A 17,992-nucleotide genomic window follows, 5' to 3' on the forward strand; every position below is an offset into this window, starting at 1 on the left:
GGCAAGCTAATTGCGAAACAGATCCTTGTAGCTGTCACGCAGGATGTTCTTCTGCACCTTGCCCATGGTGTTGCGCGGCAGGTCTTCGAGGAAGGCGATGTGTTTCGGCTGCTTGTATTTGGCAAGCCGCGTGGCAAGCGCCGAGGAGACGGTGGCGGCGCTCATCTGCGCGCCTTTCTCAAGCACGACCACCGCCACGACCGCTTCACCGAAATCGGCGTGGGGCACACCGATGACAGCACTTTCAACCACGCCCGGCAAGAGGTCGATTTCGGTCTCGACTTCCTTGGGATAGACGTTGTAGCCGCCGCTGATGATCAGGTCCTTGCCGCGGCCGATGATATGCACATAGCCGCGTGCATCGATCTTGCCGAGATCGCCGGTGATGAAGAAGCCGTCGGCGCGGAATTCGGCCTTGGTTTTTTCCGGATTGCGCCAATAGCCCTTGAAGACATTCGGCCCCTTGATCTCCAGCATGCCGATCTCGTCCCGGCCGATCAATCTGCCGGTCTCCGGCTCGGTGACGCGGATCTCGATGCCGGGCAAGGGGAAGCCGACCGTGCCGGCGATGCGCTCGCCATCATAAGGGTTGGAGGTGTTCATATTGGTTTCGGTCATGCCGTAGCGCTCCAGGATGGCATGGCCGGTGCGGGCCTGGAACTGGTGATGCGTCTCGCTCAGGAGCGGCGCCGAGCCGGAGATGAAGAGGCGCATATGCCGTGTCGCCTGGCGGTTGAGGCCGGGATGCTGCAATAGCCGCACATAGAAGGTCGGGACACCCATCAAGGTGGTCGCGCGCGGCATCAGCCGCATGATCTCATCGGCATCGAAACGCGGCAGGAAGATCATCGAAGCCCCGGCGGCGAGGATGACATTGGTGGCGACGAAGAGGCCATGGGTATGGAAGATCGGCAAGGCGTGCAGCAGCACGTCATCACCGCTGAAGCGCCAGTAATCCTTCAAGGTCGCCGCATTGGAGAACAGATTGTCATGCGACAGCATCGCGCCCTTGGAACGGCCGGTCGTGCCGGAGGTATAGAGGATGGCGGCGATATCGTCCGGTCCGTTGGCGGCATCGATAAATTCCTTGGCTGTCACCTGGCGCATTGACGTGGTCAGGCTGCCGCTGCCATCCGCCGCCATGGTCTCCAACTGCTTGGTTCCGTGTTTCGCCGTCAGCGCGCCGATCTCGCCGGCCCGGCGCGGATCGCAGACCACCATGACCGGTTCGGCATCGCCGATGAAATAGTCCAGTTCGGCGGCGGTATAGGCGGTGTTGAGCGGCAGGAAGATGGCGCCGAGGCGGATGGTCGCCAGATAGAGCAGGATCGCTTCGACGCTCTTCTCCACCTGGACCGCCACGCGGTCGCCGGGCTGCACACCCTTGTGGCGCAGCACATGGGCCAGTTGGGCGCTTTCCGCGATCAGGTCGCCATAGGTCAGCCGGCCGCCGCCGGGCCGTTCGATGCAGGTTTTCGCCAAAGCGGGAAAATGCCGGCTGAGGGAGGTGAAGAGGTTCTGGCTCATGATGCGGACGGGAATCGTTACGAATAGGGCATCAGAGGTAGCAGATGTTGCGGGCGCCGGCATGGAGATTTTCGCCGGCGACCGCAACCCGCTCCCAGGCAAATCGGGTCTTGCAATGCTATGCTGGGGACGGCCGAATCGGCACCGGCACACAAAGGGCGGGGGAGTCAAATGCGTTACTTGTTGTTTTTCCTCCTCATCGCGGGCCTGCTCGCCGCCGGGCCTGTTTTAGCCCAGTCGCCGGCGCCCGGCAGTTCAAGCGCGGGAAATGCCAATCCGGCAAGTCCCAGCCCGGAGAAATTGCGCGAATTGACCGATTTGCTGGGCGATCCGGCGATCCAGGCTTGGCTTCGCAGCCAGGCGCAGACACCGGGCCAATCCCCGGCTCGGTCTGCGCCGGCGACGGGCGAGACCGCCGAAAGGGGCGGCATGGGGGCGATACCGGCTGCCATGCCGCAGCATATGGTGGCCAGCTGGCTCGATGCCATCCAGGCCTTCATTCGCCAGACCGCGGCGGCGGTTCCGGCCGTACCGGCGGAAATGCGCAAGGCCTGGACCATTCTGTCCTTCGATATCGAGGAACATGGCCTCTTCAGCATTGTCCTGCTGCTCGGCGTCTTCCTCGCCCTGGGCGCGGGGGTGGAGCGGATCCATTGGTGGCTGACGACCAGTTTTCGCAAACGCGTGATCGCCGCCCCATTGCGCAATGTGCATGACCGGCTGCGCATCGCCGGCATCCGGATGATCTATGGCCTGAGCCTGCTGGCTGCGGTGGCGATGGGCAGTGTCGGCGCCTTCCTGCTGTTCGACTGGCCGCCGCTCCTGCGCGAGATCGTGCTCGCTTATCTGCTGCTCTTCCTGATCGTGCGGCTGGTCCTGATCCTCGGCCGCATCATCCTGGCGCCGGGGGCAGAACGGTTTCGTCTGTTGCCGATGGCAACGGTGACGGCACATTTCTGGTTCATCTGGTCGGCAGTCCTGACCGGCTATTTCTTTTTCGTCAAATTCTCGCTCGGCCTGCTCAAGACCCTGGGTATGAGCCGGCCCGCCCTCGACGTCATTGCCTTGGCGAGCGGCATCGGCCTGCTGGCTTTGGCCCTGTTCGTTGCCTGGCGCTGTCCGGCCATGGATGGGCGGCCGCGCTTGCATCGTTTCGGCACCTGGCTGCTTTCCGCCTATATGGTGGCGGTCTGGCTGGTGCTGCTGACCGGCAGCTATGCCCTGTTCTATGTCGGCCTCATTCTATTGCTGCTGCCGATCGTCATTCATTGCAACCAGCTTGCCGTAAAGCATGTCCTGCGCCCCCCCAGCCCTGGCGGGAGCGGTGAGGACGCGGCAGGTGAGAACGGCGCTGGTGCGACCGGAACAGCCGAAGCCGAGATTTCGTCATCATCACTGATCTCTGTCTCGCTGGAACGCGGCTTGCGGGCGCTGCTGCTGATCGGCGGCGCCTTCCTGATCGCCCATATTTTCGATTTCGATCTCAGCATGCTGGCGGCACAGGATACAATGGCGATCCGCCTTCTGCGCGGCGTGCTCCATGCCGTCGTCATCCTGCTGATCGCCGATGTCGTCTGGCATATGCTGAAGGCGCTGATCGATTCTCGGCTGCACCTGGCGCTGGAGCGCGGCCAGGGCAACAGTGATGAAGCAGGACGCCAGGCGCGGCTCCGCACCCTGCTGCCGATCCTGCGCAATATACTGTTCGTCGGCCTCGCCACCATTACGGTGCTGACGGCGCTCTCGGCGCTCGGCATCGAGATCGGGCCGCTGATCGCCGGCGCCGGCGTGGTCGGCGTGGCCATCGGTTTCGGCGCCCAGACCTTGGTCAAGGATATCATCAGCGGCATGTTCTACCTGCTCGACGATGCTTTCCGGGTCGGCGAATATATCCAAAGCGGCAGCTATAAAGGCACGGTCGAATCCTTCAGCCTGCGCTCGGTCAAGCTGCGGCATCATCGCGGACCGCTCTACACCGTGCCCTTCGGCGTGCTCGGCGCGATCCAGAATATGAGCCGCGACTGGGTGATCGATAAACTGACTGTTGGCGTTCCCTATGACACCGATCTCGACATGGTGAAAAAGCTGATCAAGGAGATCGGCAAGGAGCTGAAGAACGATCCGGAACTTGCGCCGCATATCATTGAGAGCCTGAAAATGCAGGGCGTCGAGCAATTCGGCGATTACGCCATTCAGATCCGCATGAAGATGATGACCAAGCCGGGAGAGCAATTCGTGATCCGCCGCCGGGCCTTTGACATGATCAAGAAGGCCTTTGCCGCCAATGACATCCGCTTTGCCCAGCCGACGGTCCAGGTAGCCGGCGAAAAAGCGGCCGTCGAACAGGCGGCGGCGCAAACCAGTTTCAGCCTCACACGTCCATCTGCGGTGCCGGAATAAGTGCTTAAAACCGGCGCGAGGCTCAGCGGGCATTGCGGCGGCATTTAATCCAAGTTTAATGTTTGTTTTCCCAGACTATTCACCAGAGAAAGGAACCGGCCGGGAGCGGCGAGATGCATTCAATCGGCAGCATCAGTCTTCAGCTTCTTCAGAATGTCTCTCTTTTTGCGCTGGTGGTTGTGGGTTATGCCGCGATCCGGCGGCGCCAGACGCTCTCGCCGGTGCTGCGCGATGCGATCATCGGCCTGGTCTTTGGTGGCTGCATGGTGCTGGCGATGAGCCTGCCGGTCGTGCTGGGGCCAGGGGTCATGATCGACGGACGGTCGGTGCTGACGGGCACGGTCGCGGTTTTCGGCGGGCCGCTCGGGACGGTGGTCGCTCTGGTCATGGCGATCGGGTATCGCGTCTGGCTCGGCGGCTCGGGCGCGGCGGCCGGGGTCATCGCGATCAGCATTGCCGGACTGGTCGGCTTGACCTTCCGCAGCCTGTTGCTGCGCGGCAAATTCAAATCCGGGCCGCTCACCTTCCTGGTCCTCGGCACCTTGGTGGTAAGCGCCACAATCGCCGCTTTCTTCCTGTTGCGCTGGAACGCGATTTCGCCGATCGCGCATGAACTGGTGGTCCCGCTTTATCTGGTGGTGCCCATCGGCACTGCGGTGCTGGGTGCCATGCTGATGCGCGAGGATGCGCGCCTGGCCTTGCAGCGGACTTTGTCGCGGCAGACCCGTCTCTTTGAAACCATCTTCGATTCCATGAGCGAAGGCGTGACAGTGGCCGATCCTGACGGACGGATCATTCTTGTCAATCCGACGGCCGAACGTCTTGCCGGCGCGCCGGTCGGCTCCATGCTCAATGCTGAGCGGATCAGCAAATTCGGCATGCTGGAAACCGACGGGCAAACGCCTTTCGCGGTGGAGAAACTGCCGCTCGCCCGGGCGATCAGGGGCGAGGCCACCGACGATATCGAGTTGATCGTGGATAAGAGCGGGGACGGCGCTGCCCGCCGCTTGACTGTCAGCGGCCGGCCCCTGATTGACGAGGATGGCAAGATCCAAGGCGGTGTCGCCGTCTTTCGCGATATCACCGAACAGAACCGGATAGAGGAGGAGCTGCGGCGCAGTGAGGAGCTCTTCGCGCTGGCGGTTTCCGGTAGCCGCGACGGCATCTGGGACTATAACCCGGTGACCGAGGCGATCTGGTTTTCGCCGCGTTACAAGGAAATTCTCGGCTATACCGATGCCGATTTCCCCAATGACCTGCAATTCTGGAAAAGCCTGATGCTGCCCGAGGATCATGCCGCCTCGACCAAGCAGTTCTTCGAATACCAGGCCGGCTTCTGCGACAGCATCGATATCATCCAGCGTTTCCGGCACAAGGATGGCAGCATCGTCCATACCCATAACCGGGCCCTGGGCCGGCGGGATGAAAGCGGGCGCATCATCCGTTTGGTAGGCGCAATTACCGATATCACGCCGCTGATCCGTGCAGAGGAACGTCTGAAATCCGCAATCGGCGCGATGGAAAGCGGTTTCGCCCTGTTCGATGCTGAGGATCGCCTGATCATCTGCAATGACGGTTTCCTAACCCCGGCGGCACGGGAGGAATATGATGTACGGCCGGGGTGCCGTTTCGAGGATATCTTCCGTGCGCTTGCCAGTGGCCCGCTCAGCGCGGTCGATGCGGCAGCCGATCCGGAAGCCTGGCTCGCCTGGCGCCTGGAGATGCATCGCAACCCGCCGCAAGAGCCGCTGGAAGTTCAAAGCACCGATGGGCGCTGGATGCGTGTTACCGAGCGGCGCACGGCGGAAGGCGGCTATGTCTGCATCTGGACCGATATCTCCGCCGTCAAGGCGGCGGAGGCGCGGCTGCGCGATGCCATTGAAAGCATTCATGAAGGCTTCGCGCTGTTCGACGAGGATCTGCGCCTGATCATCAACAACCAGCGTTTCTGCGATCTCTATCCGCGCAGCGCCCCGGTGATCCGCCCTGGCGTCACCATGGCGGAAATCTTGCGCTATGGCGCAGAGAACGGGGAATATCCCGATGTTGAAACGCCCGACGAGATCGAGAATTTTGTCCGCCAGTGGTCGGCCCGTTTCCGCCAGCGCCAGCCCTTTGTCGGCGAAGGTCCCTTCACCGACGGCAGATGGGTACTGGTGAGCCATCGCAGCACGGCGAGCGGCGGCTATGTCAGCACCCGCGCCGATATCACGGTCCAAAAGCAGCGCGAGGAAGCGCTGCAATTGCAGCAGGCGCTGCTGCGCTCCATCACCGACGCGATCCCGGCCATGGTGGCCTTCGTCGATGCCGAGGGACGCTATCATTACTGCAACAAGGCCTATGCCGATGCGCGCGGCACCGATCGCGAAACCATCGCCGGTCGCAGCCTGCGCCAAGTCTTTGGCGAGAATTACGACGAGATCGCAGCCAATGTCGAGGAAGTCATGCAGGGTCGCACGATTTCCTTCGAAAGGCCGCTGATCGATGCCAGGCATCGCCATGTCGAAGGGCGTTATATCCCGCAGCTTGGCGTCGGCGGCGAGGTCGAGGGCTTCTATGTGGTGCTGTGGGACATCACCGAGCGTCACGCCAAGGAACAGAAGCTGATCGCGCAAGCCAATACCGACCGCCTGACCGGTCTGATGAACCGGGCGCAGTTCACCGAATTATTGCAGGAGGAATTGAACCGCCAGGCGCGCTATGGCCAGAACATCGCCGTCATGTTCCTGGATGTCGACCACTTCAAGACGATCAACGATACACTGGGCCATGCCGCCGGCGATGCGGTGCTGAAGACTTTCGCCGAGCGGCTGCGGGCGAATATCCGCAGCTCGGATTACGTCGCCCGGTTCGGCGGCGATGAATTCGTCATCCTGTTGATTGCTCCACGCAGCGAAGCCGATGTGCGCGCGGTGGCGGAAAAACTGGTAAGTGCCGTGCGCGAGCCGCTGATTTTTCAAGGACAGGAAATCGCGCTTTCCACCAGTATCGGCATCGCTTATGCCAGCACCGCGGTACATGCGCCGGAGATCTTGCTGGCGACCGCCGATACGGTGCTCTACGAGGCCAAACGGGCGGGGCGCAATACGTTCCGGCTTAGCCCGGTCGTCTGCTGAACGGATTAAGGCTTCAGCAGATCGCCCCAATCGACGCGGCGGGCGGCTTTGAACAGCGCGCCGTCGCGTTTGGTGATCAGGCTCTCCGCGGCTTTGCCATCGGTCTGGCAGAGTTTCAGGCTGACGCGGCCGCTGCCACCGCGGGGCGGGGCGATGACGCGAGGTGCTGGTTCCGCCAGTTTCAGCTCCGGCCGCGCCACCGCGAGATAGATGAATTTCTCATCCTCCCATGGCACCTCGGCGCCCTTGGCCTGGCGATGCAACCGGCTGCGGGCGACACGGCGGGCGAAATGGCACCAATCCGGCGCGATCAGCGGACAGGCTGCGGCATGGGGGCAGGGCGCGACGATTTTTGCGCCTGCAGCGATCAGGCGCTGCCGCACATCTAGAATGCGTTGCCAGCCGGCCGGCGTGCCGGGTTCGACGATCAGCAGGATGCCGCCGGTTAGCGACCACAGCCGGTCGATCAGCTTTTCGCGTGCCGCGGGCGCCAGTTCGTCCAGCACGTAGCAAAGCGTGACCAGATCGTGCTGCAGCAGATTGCCTAGTCCCTCGGCGAGATCGCCGGCCTGCCAGCGGACCTGGGCAATCGCCATCTCGGCGGCAAGCTCTTCGCCCCAGCGGCGGATCGCCGGGCTGGCCTCGATCATCAGGGCATCCTGCAACCCGTTCCAGCAATCGCTGGCGGCCCAGAGCGCCGAGCCGGGACCGGCGCCGATATCCAGCAGCGAGCGCGGCGCGAAATCCGGCGCACGTTCGGCCACTTCGCCCATGCTGGTACGGATCGCCGCAAAGGTCGCCGGCAATCGGGTCGCGAGATAGGCAAGTGCGGCGGCATCGTCAGACAAATGCAGGCGGCCGTCACGGACTTCCGCACGATAACGCTGGGACAACACCGCCGCCGCCTGCGCCAGATCGGCGAGGGCGATACCGTCCAAGGCGCGATCGACCGCTTGGCGCAAGGCGTGAGGCAGTTCCATAGCCAGTGACTAGAATCTTCGCAACGCGCTGGCAAGCGGTCAGTTGCACGTCTTAGATCGTGCTCGGCTTCTGCCATGGACCCTCGGGTCAAGCCCGAGGGTGACAGCGGGGGGTTGATGGGCGTTGTGCGAATTCATGGACGGTGATGCCGCCGGTCATCGCACAGCGCCAAATGTGAAATCAATCGCGATGATCATCGCACAGTGTTGATGCCATGCGATGGCCGCCGGCACCGATTCGGCCTCTATCTCAATGCTCGATCAGCACCATGGGCTGGTGATGGCCAGGGCCTTTCTTGACCCAGATGAAGGCCACGATTGCGGCGAGGATCAGCAGGACGGCGGAAATGAGGAAGGTTTGATCGAGGCCGGTGACGATGTCCTGAGCCGCGACCAGGCCGCCGAACAAGGCGACACCGACCGCGCCACCCACTTGCCGCGCGGTATTGAGCACGGCCGAGGCGGTGCCGGCGCGGTTGCGCTCGACACTGGCGAGGATCGAGGCGGTCATGGCCGGGACGGTGATGCCGGTACCGGCAGGAATCAGCGCCAGCAGCGGCGCCATATAGATGAAGGGCGTCGTCGCATCGACCCGGCAGAGCAGCGCGAAGCCGATGGCGCCGACCACCAATCCGCCGGCCATCGGCAGGCGGAAGCCGAAATGCGCGGCGATCCAACCCGAGGCGATATTGGCAACGATGAAAATCGCCGTCAGCGGCAGGAAGGCAAGGCCGGTCTGGACCGGCGAATAATGCCGCACTTCCTGGAAATAGAGGCTGAGCACGAAGATCAGGCCGTAGAAGGTGAGATTGGCGGCGATTCCCACGACCACCGCGGCAGAGAAGGTCGGCTGCCGGAAGAAGACCAAGGGCAGCATGGGATGGCGGCTCTTGGCCTCGGTCGTGATGAAGGCCGCGAAGGTGAGGGCGGCAGCGACCAGCCCGCCCATAACCCAGTGATCCGACCAGCCGCGCGGCCCGGCTTCGATCACCGCGCCGGTCAGGCAAGTCAGCATGATAATGGCGATGATCTGGCCGATCAGGTCGAAGCTGCCGCGCTTATGGGTGGGCGCGGCGCTGACATGGCGCCAGGTCATCCAGACGGCGATGGCGCAAAGCGGGATATTGACCAAAAAAATACTGCGCCAGCCGAATTCGCCGATCAGGAAGCCGCCGATCACGGGACCGGCCGCCACGGCGGCGCCGCCGGTCGAGCTCCAGATGCCGATGGCGCGGGTGCGCGCCTTGTGATTATCGCCGCAGACATGGGCGATCAGGGCAAGCGAGGTCGGCATGATCATGGCGGCGGCGATGCCCTGCACGGCGCGGGCGGCGATCAGCAGCGGCGTATTGGTGGCGATGCCGCAAGCGAGCGATGAAAGCCCGAACAGCAGGATGCCGAGGTTATAAGTGCCGCGCGACCCCATCCGGTCGCCCAGCGCGCCAGCGGACAGCAGGAAGGCGGCGAAGGCCAGGGTATAGGCATCGACCACCCATTGCAGCCCGCCGACCCCGGCCGCCAGCTGCGACCCGATATGCGGCAAGGCGACATTGACGATGGTGATGTCGAGCTGCACCACGACCAGTCCCAGGCTGGTTGCCGCCAGCGTCCAGCCGAGATTGGGAACGCGTCCTTCCCGCCGGGGGGCCGACGGCCCGGTGCCGCCATTCGCGTTATCATTGGCGGTGGGAGACGGGCCATACTGGTCCGCAGCGATGCCGGTTTCGGAACGCGCGGCATTGCCGCTGCGATTTTTCCCCTGATCGATCATGATGCTTTCGGTATCATTTATGAGTGTATTGTGACGGGCCGATCCCGCTGAAACGGGTTCGACCGCCCCCTTTTGAGCTGTGCCACGCTCGGCCCCGACGAGGGAAGGACCGTGCCACAATTGACCCGCCGCGATATCGATGCCGATATAGGAATACGCCGCATAGAGGAATTCTCCCCGGGGAGCATTCTCCATGGGCAAGCAATGATATGATCGGGCAGGCGGATGGAGTGAGACGGATTGATATCAGCCCGTCTCGATCCACGACAAGCGTCGATCCTACATGTAGGGCTTCCGGTTTTCACATGACTGATGCGAAACGGGGCCGGCGAGAAAGAACTTAAGCTGATGATTGCTTGCGAGATTTCCGATTGGATGCAGGCACCCGCCTCGGTCACGCGACCGGTCTTCGCGATCGGCGATGTGCATGGCTGTGCGGACTTGCTGGTGAGCTTGCATGACACAATCCGAAAAATCGTGACGGGCGAGGCCGAAGGTCAGGATGGTGCGCCGCTTCTGGTGCATCTCGGCGACTATATCGATCGCGGCCCGCGGCCCTTGGCAACATTGGAACTAGCCTTGCGCGGCTGCGAGGGCATCGAGACGGTAAGCCTGCCCGGCAATCACGAACAATATTTATGGCGGGCCTTGACGGAGCGACCGCCGACGGAGGTGTTGCTGAGCTGGGTAGGCCGGAATGGCGGCGCGGCCTTGGCCCTGGAACTTGGCTATACGGACGCGGCCACCGTCTTTGCCGATTCCGACCGCTTCATTGCCTTGCTGCGCGAGCGGCTGGGCCCCGATCTGCTGGCGCGGTTCGCAGCCATGCCACGCTACCTGCGGCAGGACCGCTATCTGTTCGTCCATGCCGGCATCCATCCCCATATCGAGCTGCAGCGGCAATTATCACTGTCCTGGCACGACTTCGATGGGGACCGGGCGGAGATCGATACGCTCTGGATCCGCGAGCCCTTCCTCTATCATGCGGGGCGGTTTCCGGAGAATGTCGTCGTCGTTCATGGCCACACGATCGATGCCGTACCGGCTGTGCGCTCGAACCGCATCGGCGTCGATACCGGCGCGTTCATGTCAGGCCATCTGACCGCCGTCGAATTGCGCGGCAACCGCCTGCGCTTCATCACCACCAGCGGCCCGCCCGGTAAATGGGTGAACCGGATCTGATCGCGGCCCCGCGTCAATGGCAAGCGACGACGCCATCACCCATCCGGGTGACTGCCGATTCACCTGTTGCTCGGGCGCCGTATCGCTTTCAGCTTTTCAGCTTGGGATCGTGGCTGTGATGATCGTCGCGTTCGCCGCCGCCGCCGGAGACACGGCTCTTCGGGCCGCTGGTGGCTGCCTCGCCGCCTTTGACGGGATAGCCTTCCGGCGTGGTGCCCGGTTTGCGGGGCTCCGAGCTTGGCGTGGTGCGATCCTTGACGGCATGGGTTTTCGGCTCACGTTGCGGCATGTTATCGATCCTGCTGATAACCCTGGTTATGGGTGTTCTGGTGAATATTGCCCTGGCGGCCTTGTTCTCTCAGATTTTCCCGGTCGCCTTTTTTGTCGTCGGCCGGTGCCCGGCCTTCCGCCGGACTCGCTTTGCCACCATGGCGCGGTGGCTGTCCCGCAGGTGGCTTGCCGGGAATATCATGCTTTGCCATGACCTTACTCCTCCTGACTTGGAAACTCGCTCAATGCTTGGATCCATACTGGCGCTGCTCGCCGCATCGGCCACTTTGTTTGCCGGTGATTGGGTCAACAATTCTGGCCTCTTCCGACGATTCTATCTCGCATTAACCCACGAGCCGGCGTTTCGCTCCCGGTTTTCACCATTGCCTGTTCAGGAAGGAGTTACGGAACTGCGCTTCGCTGGAGCTGTTTTGTGGACGCAGGCAACCGGAGACGGCTTTGGCGAAAGAAGCAGTGTTGATGAGAGAGGCCGGATTAAGAGGTTTCTGGCGGCGCAATTCACTGAGCATCGTCGTCCTGGCGTTCTTTGTGTTTTTCTGGGCGGGCCAGGCCGTGGCGGGATGGCTCAGTTATAACGAGATGCGGATCGAGCATCAGCTCGCACCCCTCAATCTTACCCGCTATCTCTCCAGCAGCCATTTCATCGAAGCGACCAGCGAGAATTGGGAAAGCGAATTCCTGCAGATGGGTCTCTTCGTCCTGCTCACCGTCTTTTTACGGCAGAAGGGATCGGCGGAATCGAATCCAATGCCGGAGGAGGAAGGGGAAGAAGATAGCGGATCGGCGGAACATTCGATCAAGAGCGAGCCATCCGCCGCCCGGCAGCGTCCGCGTCGGGGTCTGGGGCGATGGCTGTACGAACATTCGCTGAGCCTCGCTTTTTTCCTGCTCTTTTTCCTCGCTTTCGTGGCGCATGCGATCAGCGGCGCGAGTTTGGAGAATAGCGAGCGCATGGCGCATAATGAGCCGCCGCAAGAGCTTCTCGGTTTTCTTGCCTCGTCGCAGTTCTGGTTCGAATCCTTCCAAAACTGGCAAAGCGAGTTCCTGGCCGTCGGGGCTATCGTGCTGCTATCGATCTGGCTCCGGGAACGCGGCTCATCGCAATCCAAGCCGGTCGATGCGCCGAATGAGAAGACCGGCGGCTAGGCGTGGCCGGTTCACGGCAGCTCACGGCCCGAATGCGGATCGATATCATAAGCGTAAGTCTTGTCGAGGAAACCTTCCTGCTGCCGGACCCGCCCGATCCAGGCGCAGAGCTGCGGATAATCCGCGAGCGGCAGCTTCGCCTCTTCCGCCCGATGCACATAAGCGAAGACCGACATATCGGCGATGCTATAGGCATCATCGACCAGGAACTGGCGGCGGGCAAATTCACGATCGAGGATCGCCAGAACTTTCAACGAGCCCATCCGCTTGCTCTCGACCAACTCGGCCCGCCGGCGCGTCGCTTTGCCGGTCATGATCCAATGCCGCAAGGTGGCGATGGTGGATTGCACATAATCGGCTTCGAAGAACAGCCATTGCAGCACCTTCGCCTGTAGAAAGGCGTCCTCCGGCAGATAGCGCGTCTTGCGCGCCAGATGGAACAGGATGGCATTGGATTCGGCGAGGACGCCGCCATGGGCAAAACGCAGCACCGGCACGGCGCCGGTCGGGTTGAGCTCTAGGTAATCCGGCCGCTGGCCCTCGCCGTCGAAGATCGCAATCAACTCGCTGCGATAATCGCGGCCAAGATGGCTCAGCAGCAGCCGGACCTTATAGGCATTCTGCGACGGCAGATAATCATAGAGCGTGAGCATGCGCGCCATCCGATGATGAAGGAGATGCCGCGATCCTGCCCGAATCTCCGCCGCGGGACTTCCCGCTTCTTGCGACGCAAAGTGGTTTTAGCGGGTGGCGGTTTTCGGCGATGAAATGACGCCTTCCACCGGCGCCAGGGAAATCTTCGAGGCGAGCACATCGGCCTTCTGGATTTCCGGCGGGCTCGTCAGCAATTCGCTGGCCCGTTCCTGCAACGCAGCGGCAACCTTGCCGGCGAGATGCGCATCGCGGCCATGCTCGCTGGAAAAGGCATCGAAGATGGCGAAATGCGACCGGCCAAGCCGGACAGCGAACCAGGCGATCGTTCCCGGTTCGGCCTGGACCATCGCCTGCGCATGGCGGAGGAGGTCCGCCAATGCATCTTCCTTACCTGGCTTTGCTTCCAGCGCGACATAGAGGGCAAGCTTGGGCATGGCATGATCCTTCCCATCTGAAGACCTCCGAGACCGTCATTCTACACCCGCCGGCCGCGTCTGGCGAACACTCGCATATGCAGCGGCTTATGTGGCGAAATATTCAGCGGTTCTGCTTGTCTTCCGGCGGGACGAAATCGGCAAAAGGCGTTGCGCCGCCGGTTTGATCGGAGGCGGCGCGATAGGACGCCTCGCCTTCGAGATAAGGATTGTTCGCCTCGCGCTGCCGCGCCGCCGCCTCGTCATAGAGGAAAGGCAGGAAGGCATAGCGCCGGCCCTTGGTCACCGCCCGCGCTTCGTGCAACAGGCTGCAGGAGAAGACGACGGCACCGCCGGTCGGCGCACGATAGGTGACGCGGCCATATTCGGGAAAGGCCAGGTCGCCACCTTCATAATCGCCGGCATTCAGGTTGACGGTCACGGCGAAGCGGCGATGGGCCGTGCCCTTGGTCGTGTTATCGCGATGGGGGCGGAAATAGCCGCCGGCCTCGGCGTCATAGCAGGCCACCAGGTAACGCTCCATGCGGGTTACCTGGAAGTTGAAGGCCTTGTGAATCTCCGGCACAAGGCGCCGCATGATGCGGTCGCGAATGGCTTGGCGCAGCGTCTCGTCAATGATCGTCCAGTCGCTGCGGCGCTTGTGGCGGTGATCGACCACCTGCACCGTCTTGCCGTCACGCTCCACCATATAACCGGATTCAATCGGCTCGCTGGCATTATAGCCGTCGATCAGGCGGCGGCAGAGTGCCGGCTCGAAAAGATGCGGTAGGACCAGGACCGGGGCTTGCGGCTGGAACGGGCGGGGCGGGGGCAAAGGCGGCAGTTGGCGCAAAAGACTCATGACCGTCATGGCCTGGGCCTTGCCGTCCGGTTCGGCGACGATGGCGAGGATGCGCAGGTTGCAATCCAGCACATAGGTGACCGGCCGGAACGCCGCCGAGCTCGCCGCGGCCTGGGCCGTCAGATCGGCGGCAAGCAAATTGTAGAGGCGGGCGACCGCCCCGTCGCTGTCCCAGAAAATATCCATCCCTGGCGCCTTGGTGGTAAGCGATGGGCGGTTGCGGTCTTCCCGGTCGAGGGCGACGCCGAAGAAATAGAAATCCGGGTTGAGGAAGAATTCGCCATGGGTCTGGACAGTCTCGATCAGCGACCCGCCAATGGGATGGCGCGTGCCGCCGAAAAAGCACAAAACGATGTAGCGCCCCGCCGCGCTGGCGAAATTGAAGCGCGGATTGACATTGCTGGCGGCGATGAAGGTGGGCGCCGGATCTCCGGGGGAAAGCAACCGCAATGCGGCCGCCGGCCCGCCTGCCAAACTGCCCGGCGCGGATGTGCCGGCCATCGGTTGCAGTTCGGCCGTTTGCTGCGCTGCTGACTGCGACTCTGCTGTCCGGGTACTCAGGATCGTACTCCCTCTGCGATCTGCTGAACGCATTGTGATCGAGGCGGGGATCGCATGCAATGACAGCCACAGGCTGAAAATCTTCCCTACAGGATGTTCGTCGCAGGCAGCAAGCCGGCGCTGTGGTTTCGCGCAGCGGTTGGTGATGCTGGATATGGGGGTGATTTTCGATATCCGAAATCCGCCGCTGTTACCGGCGGATTTCCCTGCGCCGTTACCTTGCCGGGCATGCGCCGGGCAGACTCTCTGGGGCGCGGCTCGTCTGCTGCGCCGCGGCGGCCATAAAAACGCCTGTCGTGATGGAACCTCATGCTTAATGGCCAGTTAATTTCAAGAGGGGTGGCGGACCTATGGTTGAAAGACCGGCCGGCGGAGGATCCGGCCCCATTTTCCGGATAGGCAAAATTAGTTGTGGATATCCGCCTGTCTCGGCCTCGACAAACAGGGTCGATTTCTGTCACTCTATTTGCTGCATAACCGCGCCAGCTCCGTCGGCGGTGTGAAAGCCCGGCAAAGATGCAGGGCGATGATTATCCGATCAAATAAGACGTTAAATATAAATGGGCCGGCAAATGTCCGGTCACCGCAGAGGACGGTTCTGCATTAGACATGGGTATCGTCTCCCAAATCGGCCTCATGAGAGGGCGAGGCGAAGGGAGGCCGACAACCTTGGCCCAGAAGGGCTTGATAAGAGAGGGTTGCCGATGATCAGTGAACAGGACGTTTACCGGAGGGCTTCCATCATGCTGCGCGACCGCAAGCCGGGCGACGCACTCATGCAGGCAGCGGAGATGGTCGAAGCTTGCCGTGACCGCCGCGATACCGAAGGCCGCAACAACTGGATTCTCATTACCCTGGCGATCCAGGAACTGGTCTATGAAAGACAATCGCCCAGCAGTCGCGGCGCGGCGTAATCGCCGCTTCAGCTGCACGGGCTTCAGCTTCAAGGCACGGCATTGACCGGACGGGCATCGCGCCGACGCGTCGTGTGCCTCAATGCGAGTTGCTTGCTTCCACCCGATTGCGGCCGTGGCGCTTGGCTTGGTAAAGCGCCTGATCGGCCTGATGCAGCGCCGCTTCCAAAGACATGCCTTCGGTGATTTGACAGACACCGATGCTGATCGTCAGGCCGAAGGTTCGGCCCTCCGCGGCAAGCTCGATCCTCTCCACTGAGTCACGTAGCCGCTCGGCGGCCGCCATGGCTGATGTCAAATCGGCATGAGGCAGGAGAAGCGCAAATTCCTCGCCGCCGATCCGGCCCAGCAATGTCTCGGGCCGCGCCGCCCGTTTCAATTGGCGAACCGTTTCCACCAGCGCCCGGTCGCCGCTCTCATGGCCATAGGTGTCGTTGATCTTCTTGAAGTGATCGATATCCGCCATCATCACGCTGACCGCCTGGCCATAACGGCGTGCACGGGCAATCTCGCGTTCGGCACGGGCAAGAAACTGCCGCCGGTTGCCGGCACCGGTCAGTGAATCGAGACCCACCAGGCGCTGCAGATCGATATTGGCCCGATGCAATTCCAATTCATCGACCACGATAGCGGCCAGGTCCTCCAGCATCGCGCGATGCTCATCCGATATCGATCGCGGCTTGCGGTCGATGACGCAGAGCGTGCCGAGCCGGTGTCCTTCGCGCGATCTCAATGGCGCGCCGGCATAGAACCGGATATAGGGCGCGCCGGTGACCAGGGGATTATCGGCGAAGCGGCGATCGGTGGCGGCATCTTCCACCACCATGACATCATTGTCCTGGATCGCATGGCTGCAGAAGGCAAGCGAACGCGGCGTCTCGGCCACATCCAATCCCTCGCGCGCCTTGATCCATTGACGCTTGGCATCGATCAGCGATATGAGGGAAATCGGCATATCCAGCAAATTGGCGGCAATTTTGACAATACGGTCGAATTGCGGCTCGGCCGGCGTGTCGAGAATTTCGAACGACTGCAAAGCGTGAAGACGCTGATGTTCGATACGCGAAGAGTCCGGCACTGCGGTGCCATGGTCGACAGGCATCCAGTTTCCCTCTTATCAGATCGAGCGCCGGTTCTCCGGCCGGTTGTTGGAACGGGCGGTGATCTAACGTTTACCCGCTGCAATCGGTTCGTTGCGTCCGACGGGTTTCTTGCCTGTCAGGTTCACGTCCGAGTGAAGAAGATAAACAACCTGTCGATTCGACATCAAGCTGCCGCCGAACCGCAACATCGCCCCCAGTTAACCAAAAGCAGAATGTTGGCGCCGGTCAGGTCAGCCTCCCAGGACCTGGCCGCCATCGGCGACGATGGTCTGGCCGGTAACCCAGCTCGCCATCGGGGAGGCGAGGAATTCCGCGACATTGGCGATCTCATCCGCGCGGCCGTAACGGCCGAAGGGGATCGATTTCAGCGTGGCCTCGTATAAGTCCGGATTCGTCGTCTTGCGCTTCTCCCAATAGCCGCCGGGGAATTCCACCGAACCCGGTGCGATGCAATTGACGCGAATGCCCTGTGCCGCCAGGGCGAGCGCTTGCGAGGTCGTGTATTGGATCAGCGCCGCCTTCGCCGCCGCATAAGCCGGCGTGCGCATGGATGGCCGCAGGCCGGAGATCGACGAGATATTGATGATCGAAGCCTTGCCGGATTGCGCGAGATGCGGCAAGGCGGCATCCGATGCCCGCACCGCCGCCATCACATCGACCGTCAGGCAATCCTTCCAGGCATCGACCGTCTCTTCGGAATATCCCGTCGCATTATTGATCAGCACATCCACGCCACCGAGGGCAGCGGCAGCCGCCGCAATATAACGGTCGATCGCCTGGTCATCGGCAAGATCGCAGACGGCGGCATGTATTTTGTGCGCCTGTCCCTTGCCAGCATGATCCGACAACTCGCCTTCAGTTTGCCGCAGGCTGCTTTCGCCACGCGCGCAGATCGAGACAGCTGCGCCTTTCTTGGCAAAGGCGAGGGCCGTGGCGCGACCGATGCCGCGGCTGCCCCCGGTGACGACGACTTTATATCCGGTGAAATCGAGCATGCTGGTTTCCTTTGAGGTGCTTGATGACGTCGACGTCAATATCACGTCTCCGCCATCTTTACCCGACATTCCGTCGA

Annotated in this window: 15 protein-coding genes; 6 read left to right on the plus strand and 9 right to left on the minus strand. The window is 62.1% G+C overall.

The window, feature by feature from the left end:
- Positions 1-6: 6 nt before the first annotated feature.
- Complete coding sequence (locus SMD27_RS17245) at positions 7-1,527, minus strand: malonate--CoA ligase (protein ID WP_320509665.1); 1,521 nt, start codon at positions 1,525-1,527, stop codon at positions 7-9.
- Positions 1,528-1,698: 171 nt separating this feature from the next.
- Here SMD27_RS17245 and SMD27_RS17250 point away from each other — a divergent pair, with 171 nt between their 5' ends.
- Together SMD27_RS17250 and SMD27_RS17255 are read left to right on the plus strand one after the other, a co-directional pair.
- The gene (locus SMD27_RS17250; RefSeq protein ID WP_320509666.1) at positions 1,699-3,927 is read left to right on the plus strand and encodes a mechanosensitive ion channel family protein; all 2,229 of its coding nucleotides are present in this window, start codon (positions 1,699-1,701) and stop codon (positions 3,925-3,927) included.
- A gap of 113 nt (positions 3,928-4,040) precedes the next feature.
- Positions 4,041-7,043 (plus strand): PAS-domain containing protein, encoded by a 3,003-nt coding sequence (locus SMD27_RS17255; protein WP_320509667.1) that lies wholly within the window; start codon positions 4,041-4,043, stop codon positions 7,041-7,043.
- Positions 7,044-7,048: 5 nt separating this feature from the next.
- Here SMD27_RS17255 and SMD27_RS17260 read toward each other — a convergent pair whose 3' ends face one another.
- Together SMD27_RS17260 and SMD27_RS17265 are read right to left on the minus strand one after the other, a co-directional pair.
- Entirely contained in the window at positions 7,049-8,023 is a 975-nt protein-coding gene (locus SMD27_RS17260) for a small ribosomal subunit Rsm22 family protein (RefSeq protein ID WP_320509668.1), read from the minus strand.
- Positions 8,024-8,273: 250 nt separating this feature from the next.
- Positions 8,274-9,989: an MFS transporter gene (locus tag SMD27_RS17265; protein ID WP_320509669.1), complete on the minus strand. Its 1,716-nt coding sequence runs from the start codon at positions 9,987-9,989 to the stop codon at positions 8,274-8,276.
- 153 nt (positions 9,990-10,142) lie between these two features.
- On the opposite strand from SMD27_RS17265, the gene SMD27_RS17270 reads away from it, so the two are divergent.
- A complete protein-coding gene (locus SMD27_RS17270; protein WP_320509670.1) occupies positions 10,143-10,976 on the plus strand; it encodes a metallophosphoesterase in 834 nt (277 codons plus the stop codon).
- Between the two features lie 88 nt (positions 10,977-11,064).
- Here the strand turns inward: SMD27_RS17270 and SMD27_RS17275 are convergent, their stop codons facing one another.
- Positions 11,065-11,265: a hypothetical protein gene (locus SMD27_RS17275; RefSeq protein ID WP_320509671.1), complete on the minus strand. Its 201-nt coding sequence runs from the start codon at positions 11,263-11,265 to the stop codon at positions 11,065-11,067.
- Here SMD27_RS17275 and SMD27_RS17280 point away from each other — a divergent pair.
- On the plus strand, positions 11,264-11,842 hold the full coding sequence (locus tag SMD27_RS17280; protein ID WP_320509672.1) for a hypothetical protein: 579 nt from the start codon (positions 11,264-11,266) through the stop codon (positions 11,840-11,842). The genes SMD27_RS17275 and SMD27_RS17280 overlap by 2 nt on opposite strands.
- Positions 11,796-12,413: a DUF6766 family protein gene (locus tag SMD27_RS17285; RefSeq protein ID WP_320509673.1), complete on the plus strand. Its 618-nt coding sequence runs from the start codon at positions 11,796-11,798 to the stop codon at positions 12,411-12,413. Before SMD27_RS17280 ends, SMD27_RS17285 begins: the two co-directional genes overlap by 47 nt.
- A gap of 11 nt (positions 12,414-12,424) precedes the next feature.
- Here the strand turns inward: SMD27_RS17285 and SMD27_RS17290 are convergent, their stop codons facing one another.
- The 3 genes from SMD27_RS17290 to SMD27_RS17300 form a co-directional block, all read right to left on the minus strand.
- Positions 12,425-13,066: a glutathione S-transferase family protein gene (locus tag SMD27_RS17290; RefSeq protein ID WP_320509674.1), complete on the minus strand. Its 642-nt coding sequence runs from the start codon at positions 13,064-13,066 to the stop codon at positions 12,425-12,427.
- An 87-nt stretch (positions 13,067-13,153) separates the two neighbouring features.
- On the minus strand, positions 13,154-13,501 hold the full coding sequence (locus SMD27_RS17295) for a putative quinol monooxygenase (RefSeq protein WP_320509675.1): 348 nt from the start codon (positions 13,499-13,501) through the stop codon (positions 13,154-13,156).
- Positions 13,502-13,604: 103 nt separating this feature from the next.
- A complete protein-coding gene (locus tag SMD27_RS17300; protein ID WP_320509676.1) occupies positions 13,605-14,843 on the minus strand; it encodes a 2OG-Fe(II) oxygenase in 1,239 nt (412 codons plus the stop codon).
- A gap of 764 nt (positions 14,844-15,607) precedes the next feature.
- On the opposite strand from SMD27_RS17300, the gene SMD27_RS17305 reads away from it, so the two are divergent.
- A complete protein-coding gene (locus SMD27_RS17305) occupies positions 15,608-15,817 on the plus strand; it encodes a hypothetical protein (protein ID WP_320509677.1) in 210 nt (69 codons plus the stop codon).
- A 79-nt stretch (positions 15,818-15,896) separates the two neighbouring features.
- Here the strand turns inward: SMD27_RS17305 and SMD27_RS17310 are convergent, their stop codons facing one another.
- Both SMD27_RS17310 and SMD27_RS17315 read right to left on the minus strand, forming a co-directional pair.
- Positions 15,897-16,919, minus strand: a complete 1,023-nt coding sequence (locus SMD27_RS17310) for a GGDEF domain-containing protein (RefSeq protein WP_320509678.1) — start codon at positions 16,917-16,919, stop codon at positions 15,897-15,899.
- 231 nt (positions 16,920-17,150) lie between these two features.
- Positions 17,151-17,915, minus strand: coding sequence for an SDR family NAD(P)-dependent oxidoreductase (locus tag SMD27_RS17315; RefSeq protein WP_320509679.1), 765 nt, complete (start codon positions 17,913-17,915; stop codon positions 17,151-17,153).
- Positions 17,916-17,992: the final 77 nt, after the last annotated feature.

Origin of the sequence: Dongia soli, from assembly GCF_034044715.1 — a bacterium.
GTDB lineage: Bacteria > Pseudomonadota > Alphaproteobacteria > Dongiales > Dongiaceae > Dongia_B > Dongia_B soli.